The organism is Providencia sp. PROV205, assembly GCF_028479505.1.
Lineage (GTDB): Bacteria > Pseudomonadota > Gammaproteobacteria > Enterobacterales > Enterobacteriaceae > Providencia > Providencia huaxiensis.
This window is the reverse complement of the sequence record NZ_JAMPNU010000011.1, coordinates 22,443-41,605: the sequence shown is the minus strand read 5'-3', so window position 1 is coordinate 41,605 and position 19,163 is coordinate 22,443. Positions and strand designations below refer to the sequence as shown.

Genomic DNA, 19,163 nt, shown 5'->3' with positions numbered 1-19,163 from the left:
TATCTGTCGTTATTCGCGGTTAAATATAAAGATATAAAACACATAGGGGTTTACATGCAGGGCTTGAAAGTTCGGTATATCATTGGTGTTGTATTATTCTCCGTCGCGCATTTAGCGGGGGCTGAGTCCTTACAACCCGATCCAGCATGGCAGCAAGGGAAGCTAGAAAATGGCTTTAGCTGGCAATTATTACAAACACCACAACGTCCAAATGACCGTATCCAGCTCAGGTTAGCAATTAAAACAGGCTCATTAACAGAAAAAGCGAGCGAGAAAGGATACAGTTACCTCATTCCTAAAATGGCGTTGTTTCATCAAACAGAAGCGTTTCCAACTGCAACATTACAAGAATTCTGGCGTCAGGCAGCAGACCCTGACATGCCAATTCCACCCGCTGTTGTTTCCTATGACTACACTATTTATAGCTTAAGTTTACCCAATAATCGCCCAGACCTAATCAAGCAAGCGCTAAGTTGGTTAGCAACTTCTGTTGCAGGTGCTGAGTATACAGAAACGACATTGCATAATGGTTTGACGGCACAAAATGTCCCAGTTGCAACACTACCTTTAAATGCCAACGATCCTGTTTGGCGAGCGCGTTTAAAGGGATCAACAATGATGGGGTACGACCCAGGCCAAAAACCGAATGGTGCTGTGGCGCTTGAAAGTGTGAATTCTTTTTATCAAAAATGGTATACACCGGATGTCATGACATTGTATGTCGCGGGCCATGTGGATGCTCGAATGTTATCTGATTCAATTTCACAAAATTTTTCTTCATTAGAAGGTCGGCGCTCTGAACCGGTTTCTGTTGCCGTGTTATCGTCAGTAAAACCACAATCTATTGATATCTTGCAGGAACAACCTGCACAGGACACGCTTTCATTAATTTGGGATATTGATTGGCTACCCATTAAAGACTCAAATGTCTTACTGCGTTATTGGTCCAGTGACTTAGCGCGTGAAGCAGTTTATCGCTCCTTGCAAAAAGCGTTCAATCAAAAATTTAATCAAGGGGAAGTCGTTCCGGGGTTAGATTGTCGTGTGCAATATCAAAAAGCCAGTTGTACATTAACGGTCACGGCAGCGCCTGAAAAAATGGCAGCGGTGACAGACATTGTCGCGAGTGAGCTTGCATCAATTAACCAAAATGGTATTGCGGCTGAGTTATTTGACGACATGCTCAAAGAGAAACAGGTGCAGTTATCACAGTTGTTTGCCGCTTATGCGCGTACGAGTACCGACGTTCTGATTAGCCAACGTTTGATTTCCCAACAAAATGGGGTCGTTGATATCGCTCCTGAACAGTATCAGCGGTTAAGGCAAGCCTTCTTGGCGTCACAGAGCCTTGAACACGTTAATATGGAAGCCCGCAGGTTATTATCTCAAGAAGCTGCTTTTGTATTAGCGCAGCCAAAAGATAAGCAATTGATGGATGCGGAACAAATTCGCCAGAAATTTACCAAAGTGCTATGGCCTCAGATTGCAGCGCCAGTATCAACAGAAGCCGCACCTGCTTCACCTGTAGAAGAAAAATCTACTGCACAATAAATATGAAAAAATAGTTATATGAAAAGATAGCCATTGAATATCCAGTGGTTATCTTTTCATTTCATGTTGTTGGCTTAATAGCGATTCAATAACGTGGATCAGCGTCTCTCGTGACTCTCTGTCATCAACAAACCCCGCCGCACTGATTTTTGCTTTTGGTGCGTAATAGGCTACAGAGCCCCAAAAACCTAAATGGGAATACAGGGTGATGCCATTGACAACACTTACCATGATGCCCAATCTATAATTTTCTGCGCCATCGTGAGAACCCATACTTAGCATAGTCTCTAGCGTATTTGGTGATGAAAAAATATTTCCCTCAAACAGCGCTTCTAGAAATATCGCCATTTGTTTCGAGGACATAACTAAACCACCACCGCCATAGGCATCCATGGAGGCATGAATATGTGTGCCATCCCATTTACCTAAATATTGACGAGCCCGTGGTGTCGCGATTTCCGGTAGTTGTTCTAATGACTCCCAATATGCGCTTTCAAGACCAATAGAGTCGAAATGCAAAAGCTCCCTAACAGCTAGGCCAAGAGATTGTCCCGTAATTCGTTCAATAATATTACCGAGCAAAATATAACCCGTATCTGAATAAATAAAGGATTTAGAAGGCGAAAACGTTGGAAATTGTTTACGCATGTACATTTCGACTTGCTCTGTTCGGCTCCAAACATAATTAGGCTGCTTAAGAACGGCTTTGAGGTAGTCACCATCAGCATGGTCTAGTAGGCCACTGCTGTGCTCCAGTAAATGGCGAATGGTGATAGTGTGAGTGTTATATTGGGTACTGAGTAGCGCATTATATTGTGGGTCAATATATTCAGATATTGCATCATAAATACTAAGTTTCCCCATTTCAGCAAGACGTAAAATTGTAGCCGCAGTAAATGTCTTTGTATTACTGGCAATTCGCAGCGGTGTATCAACAGAGAGGGGCATACCTTCAAGATCTGCTCCTCTAGCGCAGAAGGTTCCCACGCTATTTTGGGATTGATTATGGTAGTAAAGGACGACACCACAAGTTAAATTTTCGAGTTGTTGAATAGAGCTGGTCATAATAATCTCATTATTAAATGATTAAGATGAGGATACATGCCATCTTAATCATATTCATACGAACCAATGTACGCTTTACATGCGCTGAAAGTAGTAATATGGCAGCCATACTATGGTAAGTGTTTTTTCTTTTTATATAAATTTGGTGCTATGTTTGTTCTCAATATAAGAACATAAAATGTACCCAGATATTGATGTAAAGGAAATAGCATGAACAACTCGAATACATTTCTACAACGGTTAGGCTTGCGTTATCCCATTATACAAGCTCCGATGGCAGGAGTTTCCACCCCAGCGCTAGCCGCTGCAGTTTCAGAGGCGGGCGGGCTTGGCTCACTAGGCCTAGGTGCAAATTCAGTGGAACAAGCTCGCCAATTGATTACTCAAACGCAAGCACTGACAAGTAAAGCATTCAATGTCAATTTATTCTGCCATTTACCTGCGAAACGTCATCCTGATAATGAACTGGCATGGAGCCAGTATTTGGCGCCTTATTTTGCTCAATTTAATGAGACTCCACCTTCCTATCTCAATGAAATTTATGACACTTTTTTAGATAACTCAGAAATGTTATCTATGTTACTTGAAACAAAACCTGCAGTAGTGAGTTTTCATTTTAATATTCCATCCATCAAGGTAGTCCAGCAATTGAAACAACATGGTATTTATACCATGGCGACGGCAACGAATTTACAAGAAGCACAACAAGTTGAATTGGCTGGAATTGATGCTGTTGTCGCGCAAGGTATTGAAGCGGGAGGGCATCGAGGCATATTTGATTTGCAGGCTTTAGATGAAGAACTGACCACTTATGAATTAGTGACGTTAATATCTCAACATATTGATTTACCAGTGATTGCAGCTGGTGGCATGATGGATGGGCAAGGTATTAATATGGCTTTAGACTGCGGTGCTGCTGCCGCTCAATTGGGCACTGCATTTTTGCTTTGCCCTGAATCTGCCGCGAATACAGGCTATCGGGCTAAGGTCAAGCAGCAAACAGCGGATCACACTCAACTAACGTCTGCAATTTCAGGGCGCCCAGCGAGAGGGATTATTAATCAATTTATTCGAGCAGGTAACGGCTATGAGACAAGTCAATTACCTGATTATCCATTGGTTTATGATATTGGTAAGCAGCTCAATGCAGCGGCAATAAAGTCAGGTAGTGATGAGTTTGCGGCGTATTGGGCGGGACAGAATGTGGTGAAAGCTCGCGAGATGTCAGCGTCTTTATTGGTTAGAACGTTGGCCGAAGAAATGAAACGCTCGCTTTAAACGGTGGTAGGGCGGTTTGTCTTACCGCCCCAACAAGTTGTTATTTAATCATTTCGTTATCCAATGAACCTTTTGGTTCATCAGTCGCTATCCAAGCTGCACAAAATAAGGTTAAACGCGCAAAGAAGTAGAAGAATGCCATTAGCCCAAGCACTGAACCAAATGCGGCTCCAGAAGGCGATGAAGCAAGGTTAGGCAAAATCCAGGTCATGATGGATTTAATGATTTCAAACCCAATGGCAGCCAGTAATGTTCCTTTAAAGAGTGACTTACGGCGATGTTGCATGCGCGGTAGGATCCAAAAAATCCATAAAAATAACAGGAAATTAGCTGTAATTGATATTGTTAAGCCAATCAGTGTCCAAGCAGGTTTAAGCCATTCTATACCATCTAACCCAAGTGTACTGACAATCGTCGCTTGTGCAGAGCCAGCAACAGAGGTAAGCGTAATTGTCACAATTAAGGCAATAAGTAGGCCAATTAAAGCAAAGAAGTCGCGAATATAGCGGAAGATAATATTTTCATGTTCATCTTCATTGCGCTCCCACACAGGGCGTGATTGCGCCAAAATAGCTAAACGTAAGTTATTAACCCAATTAACCCCTGAGTATACCGCTAAAGCTAACCCTGTCAGCCCCACTGTTGTACGTTGACGTATTGCGGTATCAATTGTTCTTTCTAATGTATTTGCGAGCGTAGGGTCAGTAATATTTGCAGAAATTCCACGAACTAATTTTTCAAGTAATTCAGGATTACTGGCTAATACAAAACCGGCAGCGGCGAATGAAAACATTAAAACAGGAATTAAAGAGAGAAAGGAGAAATAGGTAATTGCAGCCCCAAACTGGTTCCCCATTCGGTCGTTAAAGCGTTGCACGGTACGAATGATATGAGCAATAAAAGGAATTGCACAAATAAAGTCCACAACTCGCATTGAGAAGGTCACTGCTTTTTTACTGCCATCAATGCTTCTATTCAGTGTCGCTTTCAGTTTATTGGTATCTTTTTGTTCTTCTTCCTGCGTATTCGACATTTAATCCCCTTTTCCCGCAACTAAAAATTGTCTGACTTTTCGACCTATTTAATGCCTATAAATGAATGATATGCATAATACTATAGCTTAAATTGGCCAGTAACTTCATCCCAATGACTATTTTAAGAGATGAATAGTCATTGGAACGTTTGTTTAAAGTCAAAGCAACTGGTTAATTAATCAGAGAAAAAGGGACGTTAGAAATTAAAGCGCATCTTTATAAACTTGCAGTTCAGCTTGGGCTTCTTTTAATTCAGCTTGAGCTTCTGCGAGTTTTCTTTCTCGTTTTTTAATTTTGTCGCTGTCATCACCTTTTAATTTTTCTTCCTGTAGCTCAGCCTCTCGCTCTTGCACTTTTTCTGTCTTTTCATCCACCGCTTTTTGGCTATCACGGTATAAAGATTCTGGTGTGCAATAACGATTCACATTATCTAGTGCTTCTTCTAATCCTCTAACTCGATGTTGATTTCCATGTTGTTTAGCGTAATTAATTTGCTCTTCAATGCGTTGTTTTTTTATTTCGCAGCCATTTTGTGTTTTTGCTGCCATTACTGATGCACTAGTAAAAAAAGCAATACAAATACTAGTTGTAAGGAGTAGTTTATTCATTATTTACCTCTGTTTGTTTTGGTATTTGTGTTTAGGATAGCGTTTTGTTTCTTTTCAGTCATGTGAATTTTAGCGTGACTATGGTTATGACATTTGTAGCCAAATTTAGCTATAATGGGGCGGAAGAATAAATCCGGTCTATTTTTTGTTCAAAAAGGCTATCTTTAAAGAATCTATTTAATAATAGTCATCCTAGTGGCTAATATTGAATTTCCTCAGGAAATAAACGTTACATGTTAAGTTATCGTCACAGCTTTCACGCAGGCAACCATGCTGATGTGTTAAAACACACAGTACAGAGCTTGATCATTGAATCTCTGAAAGAGAAAGAAAAACCGTTTCTGTATATAGATACGCACTCAGGTGCTGGCCGTTATCAATTAACGGGGGAGCATGCAGAAAAAACAGGTGAATATCTTGAAGGGATTGCGCGTATTTGGGAGCAACCTGATTTGCCTGAGGAATTATTGCCGTACATGAATATTGTGCGCCAATTGAATGATAATGGGCGTTTACGCTATTACCCAGGTTCACCATTATTAGCAAAATATCTATTACGTGAACACGATAAACTGGTATTAACTGAATTACATTCGAGCGATTATCCATTATTGCGCACCGAATTTTCACGGGATAACCGCGCACAAGTTTTCAAGGAAGATGGATATCAACAACTGAAATCGAAATTACCCCCACAGAGCCGACGTGGCTTTGCACTGATGGATCCTCCTTATGAAATGAAGACGGATTATGAAGCGGTCGTGAAAGGGGTGGTAGAAGGCTATAAACGCTTCGCAACAGGAACTTATGCAATTTGGTATCCTGTTGTATTACGTCAACAAATTAAGCGTATGGTCAATCAATTAGAAGCAACGGGTATTCGTAGAATACTGCAAATTGAATTGGCGGTACGCCCTGATAGCGACCAACGTGGAATGACAGCGTCTGGTATGATAGTGATCAACCCACCTTGGAAACTTGAGCAGCAAATGAAGAATGTGCTGCCGTGGTTACATAAAACACTCGTCCCAGAAGGCACTGGACATACGTTAGTTGACTGGATTGTGCCAGAGTAACCTATATTTTTGATAGATAACGCCAATTAAATTAACAGGTGTTATCTATCGTAAAGCGCTATTTATGCCATGACAATCAATAGCATGATGCGAGAAAATGCATTCATAAATCATTCAATCAATGGGAATAACCAAATTATGAGCAAACATTACGACTATATCGCAATTGGTGGCGGAAGCGGTGGTATTGCGTCGATGAACCGTGCAGCAATGTATGGGCAAAAATGTGCCTTAATTGAGGCGAAAGCATTAGGTGGGACTTGTGTTAACGTGGGTTGCGTACCTAAAAAGGTAATGTGGCATGCGGCACAAATTTCTGAAGCTATTCGCAATTATGGCCCTGATTATGGTTTTGATGCGACAATTAATCGTTTTGACTGGAAAACATTGATTGATAGCCGTACTGCTTACATTGACCGCATTCACCAATCTTATGACCGTGTCTTAGGTAATAATAAAGTTGATGTTATCAATGGGTTTGCGCGTTTTATTGATGCGCATACTGTTGAAGTGAATGGTGAAACCTATACGGCCGACCATATTTTGATTGCGACAGGTGGCCGCCCGGTGATCCCTGCTATCCCAGGGGCGCAATACGGGATGACTTCTGACGGTTTCTTTGAACTTGAAGCCTTGCCAAAACGTGTTGCGGTTGTGGGAGCCGGTTATATTGCCGTTGAACTCGCAGGTGTATTAAATGGTTTAGGTGCAGAGGCGCATTTATTCGTGCGTAAACATGCCCCGTTACGTTCATTTGACCCACTTATTGTTGAAACATTAGTGGAAGTCATGAATACGGAAGGTCCAAAACTGCACACAGAATCAATTCCAAAAGAAGTCGTGAAAAATTCAGATGGTTCACTGACATTAAAATTGGAAAATGGCCAAGAACAAACAGTAGATGCATTAATTTGGGCAATTGGCCGTGAACCAATGACTGATAACCTGAATATTGAAGCCACAGGTGTCGCACTGAATGAAAAAGGCTATATCAAGGTTGATAAATACCAGAACACCAATGTACCGGGTGTCTACGCGGTGGGTGATAACACTGGAGCGGTTGAATTAACCCCAGTTGCGGTTGCGGCTGGCCGTCGTTTATCTGAGCGTTTATTTAATAATAAACCGGATGAGCACTTAGATTACAGTAATATTCCAACTGTGGTGTTTTCACACCCACCAATTGGCACTGTTGGTTTAACTGAACCAGAAGCGATTGAAAAATATGGCGCGGATAAAGTTAAATGTTATAAGTCATCTTTCACAGCAATGTACACCGCGGTTACTTCGCACCGTCAGCCTTGCCGCATGAAGCTAGTTTGTGTTGGCGACGATGAAAAAATCGTCGGTATCCATGGTATTGGTTTTGGTATGGATGAAATGTTACAAGGTTTCGCAGTTGCATTAAAAATGGGCGCAACCAAAAAAGACTTTGATAATACTGTTGCTATTCACCCAACAGCGGCAGAAGAATTTGTGACCATGCGTTAAGTCTTGGTTATTTAAATTAAAAGCTAAGTTCATTCGAACTTAGCTTTTTTTTGCATTATTTCGCCAACAGTTCTGTAATTGCGGGGATGGTCGCTAAGCTATCAAGGTATTTTTGCATCGCAGGGGTGGTTTCCATGACTTGGTATTTGACTAAAAACATCACAAATGCGCCAACATACACATCGACAGCAGTAAATTGTTCACCACAAATAAACGGTTTCGCGCTGTTTAAACCCACTTCTAAACAAGCCATTGTGCGTTCGACAGAACCAAAACCAGAAGACTTTTGTTGCTCTTCGTCTAATTGAATGCCTAAATTATTGATGGTAAAGGCAGATTCAATTGGGCCAGCAGTAAATAAGAACCAACGGTAGTAATCTGCACGTTTAGGGTCATTCAAAGCTGGTGCTAAACCTTTTTCAATAAACTTATCTGCTAAATACAAACAAATTGCAGCGGTTTCAGTGACGACGGCATCACCATCAACAAGCGCAGGGACTTTTGCCATGGGATTAATTGCAAGATATTCAGCTGTGTGCATATCTGCACCATAGTCTAATTCAATACGTTTGTAAGGAACGTCTAAAATTTTTAAAAGTAGGTCGACAGTATTGCCACGTGACATTGAATTAGTAAACAGAACCAGTTCGCTCATGGTGATTTCCTTATATGAAGTTGAGTGCTTACTATAAGGGAGCGGAGTGTCAGAAATTGTCAGGAGAGACGCACAATACTTCTTTTTGCCAGCGCTCTAGTAGGTAATTTTTGGGATAAGGTAGTTTATCTGAAAGAGCATGATAAGACTGAATGCGATCTAAACGAAAATGGCGGTAACTTTCACGTAATTCACACCAAGCGGCCAACACTTGTGAATCTTTCATATAACCAATCGCAATTGGCCAAATAATACGTTTGCTAGGTTGGTTTTGGCCATCTAGGTAAGTCATTTGAGCTTTGCATTCTTCGCGCAAGCTTAAACGCAAATCTTTAGCTATTGTGTTATTAATGTCATAGAAATGAGTGGTTGGGGCAAATAAGGTATTTTGATTTAAGATTTTCTGTGAATGACCTGCCACCACCGCATTAATCTTACTTATCGCTCGTATTGCCGAGTTTTTAAGTTCTGTATCTGTGTTACTTTTTACCCAACGCAAACCTAATATTAAGGCTTCGAGCTCATTTTCATCAAAAGTTAAAGGCGGTAATAACAGACCTGTTTTTAATTGGTAGCCAATACCGGCTTCACCAATAATTTCCGCACCTTGGTCACGTAATGACTCTATATCCCGATAGATCGAACGCACGCTGACCTGCAGTTGTGATGAAAGTGCTTCTGCCGTAATAGGATAGCGATTCTCTTTGAGTATCTGCAATAATGTGAGTAGGCGCTGCGTGCGGGTCATGAAGTTGTCTGCTTAATATTATAGAGTGAGAAAAACAGCAAAGATAATTTGTCTATCTATAGTAAAAAAATAATAAGCAGAATGCTAATTTATTGGCGATAAAGGGAGTGGGGAGCTCCCTTTATCAATAGAGATAAAATAAACGGTAATATCATTTAAAACGTTAAAACAGTTTTCAGCCCCAAGACCCATGCATCTGATGTTTTTTTGACACCGCCCGGTTGATGCCAATATTGCATACTTGGTTGGAGTTCCAACCAATGAACAGGCTTAAAGCGATAATAGAGTTCTGCATTTAATGCGTTTGAAGTAATAGGATGATATAGCGGGTCATTATAATCGGTGATCCCTAGCTGCTCATTTTGTATTTTTTGGTTTTTTGCAAAGTGGTCACTGAGCTCAATATAGGAAACACCGAGGCCAATCCAATCTTCAGGTCTGGCATCAAAAGCCCCGCGGTAGCGAAGGGAGCTTGAGACAACATAATTCATGAAATTACTGCGCTCATCATGGTAGCTGCCACTAATAGATAAACTTAAACCTCGATTTTCATCGTCTTGGTGGCGAGTTAATTGTTGGTTCATTCCGCCATAGGCAAACCATGTGTTGTTGTAGCTTTTATCTTTATATAGATCATGCTGTTTGGCATTGGTATATAATAATCCCAGGTTATAAGCACCAGGCAACCCATTGACGAAAGTACGGTTTTCAATTTCTAAAGGTAATAAAATGCCTTTACTGCCTTTGGTTGACCAACTCCATGCATGGCTTCTATCTGTCGCTTGAGGATTTTGCTCCATAACCCCTGTTTTGATGGTGATTCCGGGGGTGATTTTATAGCTAACAGTTGTTCCCCAAGTATGAATATTCCAGTTACTCCATGTCAGGGCGTTAGCTGATTTTCCACCACATTGGCTGAGTAATTGGAAATCACAAGGAATAATTTGGTCGAACTCTTGTACTTTGTTCATCATACCAATACGCCAGGTTAATCGTCGGTCATCAAAGCTACGAGCGAAAGTAAGCCATCCTAATCGTGTTATGGAACCGCCCCCATAGCTTTCTTGTGCAAGGTCGTTATTCGGTACCCGAGGGTCTTGCAGGCGTTTAACGGTCAGGTTGTCTTCATGGTTTCGATTGACAATATTTCCTTCAATACGGGCATCAGGAATACCTGTCCAACGTTCAAGGTCTTGTGTGAATGTAAAAGCAAATTGGTCGATATAAGCAGTATGTTTATCATTATTGTAGCCACCCCCTGCATTATAGGCGACTTGGCTCAAATAATTGCTGTGAAATGAAAAACCGTGGTCGGATAATATAGGACGTATTCCTAACATATCGCCAAATATTCCTTTAGGGGCGGGTTCAAAGCCTAAAACAGTTCCATTCCATTGTTGCTCATTCGCGGTAGCAGGTAACGTTAAAAATAACAAAGAGAATAATAGTTTTTTATTCATGTCGGAAATAACCTATTAGCAATAGTTTGCCTTAACCCAATAGTAAATAATGGGTTTATGCAGTTGTTTTTTTAATCTAAGGGCTCTCGAGATAAATAAATTATCCCGAGATGGTTTTTATTATATTGAGGTGTTTATTTTATTAGCGTAATAACTCTCCTTGGCTCTTAATAATACTTTGATACCAATAAAAGCTTTTTTTACGTTTTCTTTCGAGAGAGCCATTGCCTTGGTTGTCACGGTCAACATAAATAAAACCATAGCGTTTTGACATTTCAGCTTTGGATGCGCTAACAATATCGATTGGCCCCCAGCTGGTATAGCCCATAATGTCTACACCATCTTGGATGGCTTCGTGTATCTGAACTAAATGGTTGTTTATATATTGAATACGATAATCATCAATAATTTCTCCCTCAGGCGTTATTTCATCAATAGCGCCTAATCCATTTTCAACAATAAATAATGGTTTTTGGTATCTATCCCATAATAAATTTAAAAGTGTTCTAATCCCTTTGGGATCTATTTGCCATCCCCACTCTGAACTTTCTAAATGAGGATTTGGAACCATGCTGAGAATATTTCCGCGTTTTTTCTCATATTCATCTTTATCTGCAGTCACACAGCCCGTCATATAATAACTGAATGAGATAAAATCCACGGTATGCTGTAAATCACGCTTATCTTCTTCTGTTATCGTAATATTAATTTGCTGGTCTTTAAAATAACGCAGCATATAGCCTGGGTATTGCCCTCTACACTGTACATCACCAAAAAACAGCCATTTACGATTTTCCGTCAGGGTTTCCCACACATCATCAGGTTTACAGGTTAATGGATAAACAAGCCCCCCTAATAACATATTACCGATTTTGGCATCAGGAATAATGTCATGGCAGGCTTTCGTGACTCTTGCACTGGCAACGAGCTGGTGGTGAATTGCTTGGTAAACTGCTGAAGGAGAACTATTTTCAGGCAGGCCTACGCCAGTCATTGGTGCATGTAAAGACATATTGATTTCATTGAATGTCAGCCACAGTTTGACTTTATCTTTATAGCGCTCAAAGACTGTACGCGCATAACGTTCGAAAAATTCAATTGTTTTACGGTTTCCCCAACCGCCATATTGTGTCACTAGGTGGTAGGGCATTTCATAGTGGGATAAAGTAATAACAGGTTGAATGTTATATTTCGCCATTTCATCAAATAAACTATCATAAAAAGCGAGGCCTTCTTCATTAGCTGTTAATTCGTCACCAAGTGGAAATATACGGCTCCATGCAATAGAGGTGCGTAAGCAGGTAAAACCCATTTCAGCGAAAAGTGCGATGTCGGTTTTATATTGATGATAAAAATCGATGGCAATATCTTTAATAAAACTCTCATTTGGCGTTCTTTCAATTAATGAGCCAAATATGCCATGAGGCAGAACATCAGATGTGCTGAGTCCTTTACCCGCAGTTAAATAAGCACCTTCAGCTTGATTGGCTGCAATTGCGCCACCCCATAAAAATGAATTTGGAAATTTAACCATGCCTAGCTCCTTATTTGTGGTTGACGGTGATAAATTTTTGACCGCGTTGAATTGATTTATTGAGTTCAACAAACTCGATTGACGCATAATCATCACTGTTGCTAACAATGACAGGGGTTGTTAAGTCATATCCTGCCTCGAGAATTTTTTCTCGGTCAAATGTCAGCAATAAATCACCTGCTTTGAATACATCACCTTGTTTAATTTGAGGTGAAAAATGAAGCCCATCTAGTTTTACGGTATCGATCCCCACATGAATGAGCAGTTCAATGCCGCTTTGACTTAACAGCCCTAATGCATGGCCAGTTTTAAATAATGAGCTCACTTCACCATCGAATGGCGCATAGACTTCCCCTGTACTTGGAATAATGGCGGCACCTTGCCCAAGTAAACCACTTGCAAAAGTTTCATCTGGGGTATCTTTTAATGGGATAGCTGCACCGCTCAGGGGGGCAAGAACTTCATTAGGTGCTTCATGAGGTGTAGAGGCAATATCCGCTTTAATGGGTGTTTCAGGAGATATTGCTTCTTTTTTTATACCAAAAAAACGGGTTGCGGTAGCAGCAAATAAGAAAGAGAGTGCTGTACCAATAATGGCTCCCCAAACGGTATTATCAATACCGTGTTCAGGGATGATCTGTGCAAAAGTGAAAATATTAACCAAGCCAAATGAGAATGTCAGTGTTTGGCTATAGCCGACAATTGCACCGCCAACACCACCGCCAATACAGCCAAAAATAAAAGGTCGGCGAAGAGGAAGGGTAACACCATAAACGGCAGGTTCCGTGATACCAAATAAGCCAGCCGTGACTGAAGAGCCCGCCATGATTTTCATTTTTGCATTTTTTGTGGCTAACAAAACACCTAAAGTGGCGCCAATTTGCCCTGCTACAGCGGGAAGTAGTAGAGGGAACAGCGCATCGTGGCCTAGGGCGCTTAAGTTATTAATACCAATTGGGACAATTCCCCAATGTAAGCCGAAAATAACGCATATTTGCCAAACTGCACCCATGAAGGCACCAGCGATAACAGGGGCAAAGTTATAAATAGCTTGGAAGCTTTCCGCAATTAACATGCTTACCCATGTTGCTAAAGGCCCAACAACAAGGAAAGTAAGCGGGACAATAATGAGTAAGCACAGGAAAGGCGTAATGAAATTCTTCATTGTTGAAGGTAAAACTTGGTTTAGCCGCTTCTCAAGCAGGCAGCTTAACCAAGCAGCGAAAATGATCGGAATAACAGAAGCCGCATAATTAATAAAAGTGACTGGGATACCTAAAAAATATTCAGGTGGAGTGCCAGCAATGAGGCTTTGTTGAAAAGCACTCATCATCATTGGGTGAATGAGTGCCCCACCAATCGTCATCGTTACAAATGGGCTTCCACCAAATTTTTTTCCTGCGGTATAGCCGAGCACGAGAGGGAAAAAATAGAATAAAGCGTCACTTGCCGCAAACCAGATTTGATAAGTACCACTGCTTGAGGATAACCAACCTAATGCTTCTGATAATGATAGCAACCCTTTTAAAATACCCGAAGCGGCCATAATGCCTAAAATAGGGGTAAAGATGCTAGAAACGATATCGATAAAGTAACTAAATAGGTTTTCTTTATCTTTTTTTACTGCGTTTTCATCTGTTTTTGGGCGCTGATTGATTGAATTTGGCGTTGTATCGAGTAATTGGTTAACGGCTTGGAAAACTTCGTTAACGTGATTGCCTATTACAACTTGAAACTGACCACCACTTTCGACCACGGTAATAATCTCAGGGCTTTGCTTTAATTGCTCTGCATTGGATTTTTGGCTTTCTTTTAGTTTAAAGCGTAGGCGTGTTGCACAATGTATTAAATCAACAACGTTGTCTTTTCCTCCAACGTTTTCGATAATTTGTTCCGCTAAGGCTTGGTATTTCATAATTAATTCCTTTATTACCTCAATAATGAAAGCCACATTACTATTGATAAATAAGCAAAAAAAAACCTGACTTACCACCAATACGAATAAGATTAGTGGTATAAATCAGGTTTTGCCTGCCGGAAGGCAGTAACAATCCATCTGGTTTTTATTAGTTTGTATTAATAAATAGTTTTAGGCTTACTTCCTGTCATTTATGTGACGATTTTTCTTTCCTAATACGCTCTATATGAATGGTGAGATACATTCGTTCTTCATCTGTTAAGTCGCGTTGATATTTCTTGGCTAAAAAAGTACTGACTTTTTCGGCACATTTCCAAGAAATTGAATAATTTTCTTTGATGACAAGATGCATTGCAATATCGTCATTAGGAACAGGTTCATTGCTCATCATTCGATGGGTGAAAAATTTCAAATGAGTCACAAACCGCTGGTAACTTAGCGTGTCCTCGTGATATTCAATTTGTAGGTGATATTTTACGATATTCATGATTTCATTCATGATTTCCATCGTTTCCATGACAATTGGCATTTCACCCGTCAATTGTGCATTAACGAAATGTAACGCGATAAACCCAGCTTCATCGATGGGTAATTCAATCTCTAAATCTTGCTTAATTAAGGCCAGTGACGCTAATCCCAACTGGTACTCTTTGGGATAAAGTCGCTGAATTTCCCATAACATGGTATTAGTGATAGCGAGGCCTTTTTGTTGCCTTTCAATTGCATAATTACAGTGATCAGTTAAAACGATATATAAGCTTTCATGTAGGCTGCCAAGTTTACTTTTCGCATTTTCAATTATCTTGTCACAGACTTTCATGACAGAAATCGGTATTTGGCTCAACAATTCACTTAGTCGGTTTGTTAATTCATGGCTACGTAACTCAAAGATTTTTTCTATTTTTTTAGGATCGATAAAGTCATTAACCTTCATTTGAAAGGCGAGTCCACGCCCCATGATGACAATTTCTTGCTGTTGTTCATTTAGGGCAACGACCACATTGTTGTTTAAAATTTTTGCGATCTGCATTTTGTTTCCCCTGAAACGAAAAAAACCTGATAGCACAATGACAATTCATTGACTAATCAGGTTTTGCCTGCGTGATAAGTGCAGTAACAATCCAATAACTTAATTTTTAAATACTGTAATTAAACTTTTTGGGTTATTCAAACAGCAAAGTATGAAAATGTGAACTCACACGCTCAATTCAGCCAATCTCTTTTTTGCATGGCTAATGACGGTATCGTGCTTATTTAATTGTTTTTTGCTGCCAAGACACTTTTTTGCCACCAAGACACAATGTAATCAGCAATTTGTTCTGGGCTATTGATATCTAACTGCGGCACGTGAGTATCAATGATTTCATTACTGGCAACAGCAACCACATAGTCATCTATTAAGCCGTTTAACGGTTTACCCACCTCAGAACGGAACAAGGCAATTTTGTCGATCGTCTCATGTTTGAATCCTTCAACGAGGATCAGATCTAATGAAGCGGGATCGAAACGGCTGGCTAAATAGCGTAGATCCATATCATTCGCGTCGGGGGTTTCAGTCATCAGTGCCCAGCGTTTTTCACTGGCAACAAGCGTTTGGTCAGCGCCAGCTTTGCGTAATTCAAAGCTGTCTTTGCCTGGTTTATCCACTTCCATGTCATGGTGAGTGTGTTTAATTAAACCAACGCGTACGTTACGCTGCTTGAGCAAAGGAATAACTTTTTTTAATAGGGTCGTTTTTCCTGTACCGCTATAAGCGGTAATTCCAAGTAGGGGTAGAGTATTTTGCTTCATGATTCTTTTTGTTGTAGCTCCCAGTTACGGCTATCTTCCAGTGTATTAAGATTCGCAAATGAACCAGACTCGGGTGAGAAAATAACGCTTTTTGCATTAACTTCATGCATAAATAGCATTAATTTACGGTCACCTCTTGCAAGGTAATCATCGAGTTGAGTTTTTAGTGAACGGTGTAATAAAGCAAATGTAGGGTGTTCTCGTTCTGCATCACAAGCGTAGCAGGCTAAATGTTTTTCTTTCTCATTAAACATTTTCTCCACTAAATTGAGAGGAAAAGCGGGAACATCGCAAGGCACAAACAGTAACCAGTCAGTTGTCGCGTGGTGCAAAGCAGATTGCATTCCTGCTAATGGGCCAGAAAAATGGTTATTTAAGTCAGAAATAACGGTCAATAGGCTTTCGCTGTAACGTGCCTGATTACGGTTTGCATTGATGAGTACTTCGCCAACTTGGGGTTGTAAGCGTGCTAAAATATGTTGATAGAGCGGTTTTCCCGATAAAAGTACCAACCCTTTATCTTGCCCCCCCATTCGAGTGCCTCGGCCACCAGCGAGTATCACACCGGTTATAGACTGACGAAATGACATGTTCAATATCCCTGAATATCTTCAAGAAAATGTTTCAACATTCCTATAAAACACTTTCGAGTATAGTAATTACTAAAATTTATTCTATTTTGCTATAAAATCAATGAATATTCGTGCGTATTGCCGTTAAACTTTACGTAGATTGACAACAGTTCGCTTTTTCTCTTGTATGATTATTGGTAACTTGTATCAAATATTCGTGATAAAGGAATAAACATGAAATGCCATCGCTTAAATGAAGTTATTGAGCTTCTGCATCCTGTCTGGAAAGATAATTCAGATTTAAACTTGGTAGAATTATTGCAAAAATTGGCTGATGAAGCTGGCTTTAAAGGTAGTTTATCTGAGTTAACAGACGATGTGCTGATTTATCATTTAAAAATGCGTGGCTCGGACAGCAATGAAGCGATCCCGGGTTTAAAAAAAGATTATGAAGATGACTTTAAAACCGCTATTTTGCGTGCCCGTGGCATCATTAAAGACTAAAGCGCGATGGATGAAATAGAACATTCGAATTTCCATTTTAGTGGAATTTCCCCTGACTTAATTTTAGATGCCTTAATGGAAGTTGGGGTTTACCCCGAATCAGGGCTACTTGAATTAAATAGCTACGAAAATCGTGTTTATCAGTTCCAAGACGAAAATCGGCAACGTTATGTGGTTAAATTTTACCGTCCTGAACGTTGGAACCGCTCACAAATTCAAGAAGAGCACGATTTTACTTTAGAACTGCGAGACGAAGGGTTATCTGTAGCCGCACCTCTTGAGTTTGCAGGGCAAACGGTATTGGAATTTGGTGGGTTTATATTTGCAATTTTTCCGAGTATCGGTGGCCGGCAATATGAAACCGACAATTTGTTTCAATTAGAAAGTGTAGGCCACTTACTAGGGCGTATACACCAAATTGGTCAGCGTAAAAACTTTGCATTTCGTCCGACAATAGGTCTCGATGAATATTTGGCGCAACCCCGCCAAGTGATGGCATCAAGCCCTTTGATTGCAGAACGGTATAAAGCCCAATTTATGGCGTCTTTAGATGCATTGATTGCACAAGTAAAATTACAATGGCCTGATTCACATTCATCTATTCGCCTACAAGGTGATTGCCATCCAGGCAATATTCTATGGCGTGATGAAGCTTGGATGGTGGATTTTGATGATGCCCGAAACGGGCCTGCAATCCAAGACCTCTGGATGCTGCTTAATGGTTCTCGTCAAGATCAAGTCATTCAATTGGATACGTTATTAGAAACGTATAATGAGTTTTGTGATTTTGATGTAAAACAGCTGAAGCTTATTGAACCTCTTAGAGCAATGCGCATGGTACATTACCTCGGGTGGGTTATCCGCCGTTGGCAAGACCCTGCGTTCCCTCGAGCATTTTCATGGCTACAAGCTGATGATTTTTGGCAAAAACAATCGCTCGAATTTAATCAACAAATTGAACGGTTGCAAGACGCCCCTTTGCAGTTAACCCCTCAGTTTTAACTTTTAAGTTTTTGTTTTTGGAGAATGTAGTCTATGAAAAAAATTATGTTGGCTTTGCTTGGTATTGCCATGTCTTTTAGTGCTGCAGCGGCAAACTACACGGAAGGTAAAGAGTATACTGATGTTAAAGCTGTACCAAATTTACCTCAAGTTCTGGAGTTCTTCTCATTTTATTGCCCACACTGTTATCAATTTGAGAGTGTGTATAAAGTGCCTCAAACAGTAGAGAAAAACTTGCCAGAAGGCGTGAAGATGGAGCGCTATCACGTTGACTTTCTTGGTCCTTTAGGCGCTGATTTAACTCAAGCTTGGGCCGTTGCGATTGTCCTGAAAGCAGAAGACAAAGTCACACCTATCCTGTTTGAAGGTATCCAAAAAACGCAAACTATTAACAGTAAAGCCGATATCCGTAATGCCTTTATCAAAGCAGGTATTTCTGGTGAAGAGTATGATGCAGCGTTAAATAGCTTCGTTGTGAAATCTATCGTTGCGAAACAGCAAAATGCAGCGCAAGACTTAAAACTGCGTGGTGTTCCTGCACTATTTGTTGATGGTAAATACCAAATTCGCAATAACGGTATCTCAGTTGATAACGCAGCTGACTACGGTAAAGAGTTCTCTAATGTTGTGAACTTCTTAGTAAATAAAAAATAATCGTAAATAGACGGTGGTATACTCGCCATCGTCTCTTTTTTCTATTAATATCCACAATTCAAAGACTTTCTCTCACCTGTATTAAACCCATTCAATTTTGTGCTAACCCTTTGATTTTACTTTTCTGTTTATATTGTTAATAGTCATATTACTTATTGAATTTACTGAGTAACACAAATTTACACACAAGCTTATCCACAGGATGTTAGTCAGATACTTAGT

At 40.3% G+C, this 19,163-nt stretch carries 18 protein-coding genes; 7 read left to right on the top strand and 11 right to left on the bottom strand.

Translation table 11 applies throughout. From position 1 onward, the window contains the following. The first annotated feature begins 54 nt into the window (after window positions 1-54). A complete protein-coding gene (locus tag PR800_RS08200; RefSeq protein ID WP_102138870.1) occupies window positions 55-1,551 on the top strand; it encodes an insulinase family protein in 1,497 nt (498 codons plus the stop codon). 48 nt (window positions 1,552-1,599) lie between these two features. Here the strand turns inward: PR800_RS08200 and PR800_RS08195 are convergent, their stop codons facing one another. Beyond that, a complete protein-coding gene (locus tag PR800_RS08195; RefSeq protein WP_210848644.1) occupies window positions 1,600-2,616 on the bottom strand; it encodes a serine hydrolase domain-containing protein in 1,017 nt (338 codons plus the stop codon). A 210-nt stretch (window positions 2,617-2,826) separates the two neighbouring features. Between PR800_RS08195 and PR800_RS08190 the strand changes: the two genes are divergently transcribed. Next, a complete protein-coding gene (locus tag PR800_RS08190; protein ID WP_272530544.1) occupies window positions 2,827-3,894 on the top strand; it encodes an NAD(P)H-dependent flavin oxidoreductase in 1,068 nt (355 codons plus the stop codon). Window positions 3,895-3,934: 40 nt separating this feature from the next. On the opposite strand, the gene yhjD is transcribed toward PR800_RS08190, so the two are convergent. Together yhjD and PR800_RS08180 are read right to left on the bottom strand one after the other, a co-directional pair. Beyond that, entirely contained in the window at window positions 3,935-4,927 is a 993-nt protein-coding gene (gene yhjD, locus PR800_RS08185) for an inner membrane protein YhjD (protein ID WP_102138873.1), read from the bottom strand. Window positions 4,928-5,131: 204 nt separating this feature from the next. Then, entirely contained in the window at window positions 5,132-5,536 is a 405-nt protein-coding gene (locus tag PR800_RS08180; RefSeq protein WP_166266209.1) for a DUF1090 domain-containing protein, read from the bottom strand. Window positions 5,537-5,769: 233 nt separating this feature from the next. Here PR800_RS08180 and PR800_RS08175 point away from each other — a divergent pair, with 233 nt between their 5' ends. Both PR800_RS08175 and gorA read left to right on the top strand, forming a co-directional pair. Beyond that, on the top strand, window positions 5,770-6,612 hold the full coding sequence (locus PR800_RS08175) for a 23S rRNA (adenine(2030)-N(6))-methyltransferase RlmJ (protein ID WP_102138875.1): 843 nt from the start codon (window positions 5,770-5,772) through the stop codon (window positions 6,610-6,612). Window positions 6,613-6,750: 138 nt separating this feature from the next. Further along, on the top strand, window positions 6,751-8,103 hold the full coding sequence (gene gorA / locus PR800_RS08170) for a glutathione-disulfide reductase (RefSeq protein WP_272530542.1): 1,353 nt from the start codon (window positions 6,751-6,753) through the stop codon (window positions 8,101-8,103). Between the two features lie 55 nt (window positions 8,104-8,158). Here the strand turns inward: gorA and PR800_RS08165 are convergent, their stop codons facing one another. The 8 genes from PR800_RS08165 to mobA all read right to left on the bottom strand — a co-directional run bounded on the left by PR800_RS08165 (window position 8,159) and on the right by mobA (window position 16,799). Further along, window positions 8,159-8,758 (bottom strand): glutathione S-transferase family protein, encoded by a 600-nt coding sequence (locus PR800_RS08165; RefSeq protein ID WP_102138876.1) that lies wholly within the window; start codon window positions 8,756-8,758, stop codon window positions 8,159-8,161. Window positions 8,759-8,807: 49 nt separating this feature from the next. After that, window positions 8,808-9,506 (bottom strand): helix-turn-helix transcriptional regulator, encoded by a 699-nt coding sequence (locus PR800_RS08160; RefSeq protein WP_272530540.1) that lies wholly within the window; start codon window positions 9,504-9,506, stop codon window positions 8,808-8,810. Window positions 9,507-9,661: 155 nt separating this feature from the next. Continuing rightward, window positions 9,662-10,966, bottom strand: coding sequence for a carbohydrate porin (locus PR800_RS08155; RefSeq protein ID WP_102138878.1), 1,305 nt, complete (start codon window positions 10,964-10,966; stop codon window positions 9,662-9,664). Window positions 10,967-11,108: 142 nt separating this feature from the next. Beyond that, window positions 11,109-12,500, bottom strand: a complete 1,392-nt coding sequence (gene ascB / locus PR800_RS08150) for a 6-phospho-beta-glucosidase (protein WP_210844297.1) — start codon at window positions 12,498-12,500, stop codon at window positions 11,109-11,111. A 10-nt stretch (window positions 12,501-12,510) separates the two neighbouring features. Beyond that, window positions 12,511-14,415, bottom strand: a complete 1,905-nt coding sequence (gene bglF, locus PR800_RS08145) for a PTS beta-glucoside transporter subunit IIABC (RefSeq protein ID WP_166265919.1) — start codon at window positions 14,413-14,415, stop codon at window positions 12,511-12,513. A 190-nt stretch (window positions 14,416-14,605) separates the two neighbouring features. After that, window positions 14,606-15,448 carry a BglG family transcription antiterminator LicT gene (gene licT / locus PR800_RS08140; RefSeq protein WP_102138881.1) on the bottom strand — a complete coding sequence of 281 codons (843 nt, stop codon included), beginning with the start codon at window positions 15,446-15,448 and terminating at the stop codon, window positions 14,606-14,608. Between the two features lie 224 nt (window positions 15,449-15,672). Further along, entirely contained in the window at window positions 15,673-16,209 is a 537-nt protein-coding gene (gene mobB, locus PR800_RS08135) for a molybdopterin-guanine dinucleotide biosynthesis protein MobB (protein WP_102138882.1), read from the bottom strand. Then, on the bottom strand, window positions 16,206-16,799 hold the full coding sequence (gene mobA, locus PR800_RS08130; protein WP_272530538.1) for a molybdenum cofactor guanylyltransferase MobA: 594 nt from the start codon (window positions 16,797-16,799) through the stop codon (window positions 16,206-16,208). Before mobA ends, mobB begins: the two co-directional genes overlap by 4 nt. 216 nt (window positions 16,800-17,015) lie before the next feature. Here mobA and PR800_RS08125 point away from each other — a divergent pair, with 216 nt between their 5' ends. Genes PR800_RS08125 through dsbA form a run of 3 tightly spaced genes read left to right on the top strand, consistent with a single transcriptional unit; the run spans window position 17,016 to window position 18,941 of the window. Next, window positions 17,016-17,285, top strand: a complete 270-nt coding sequence (locus PR800_RS08125; RefSeq protein ID WP_004262581.1) for a YihD family protein — start codon at window positions 17,016-17,018, stop codon at window positions 17,283-17,285. Between the two features lie 6 nt (window positions 17,286-17,291). Beyond that, complete coding sequence (locus PR800_RS08120) at window positions 17,292-18,287, top strand: serine/threonine protein kinase (protein WP_102138884.1); 996 nt, start codon at window positions 17,292-17,294, stop codon at window positions 18,285-18,287. Window positions 18,288-18,320: 33 nt separating this feature from the next. Then, complete coding sequence (dsbA, locus tag PR800_RS08115; RefSeq protein WP_102138885.1) at window positions 18,321-18,941, top strand: thiol:disulfide interchange protein DsbA; 621 nt, start codon at window positions 18,321-18,323, stop codon at window positions 18,939-18,941. Window positions 18,942-19,163: the final 222 nt, after the last annotated feature.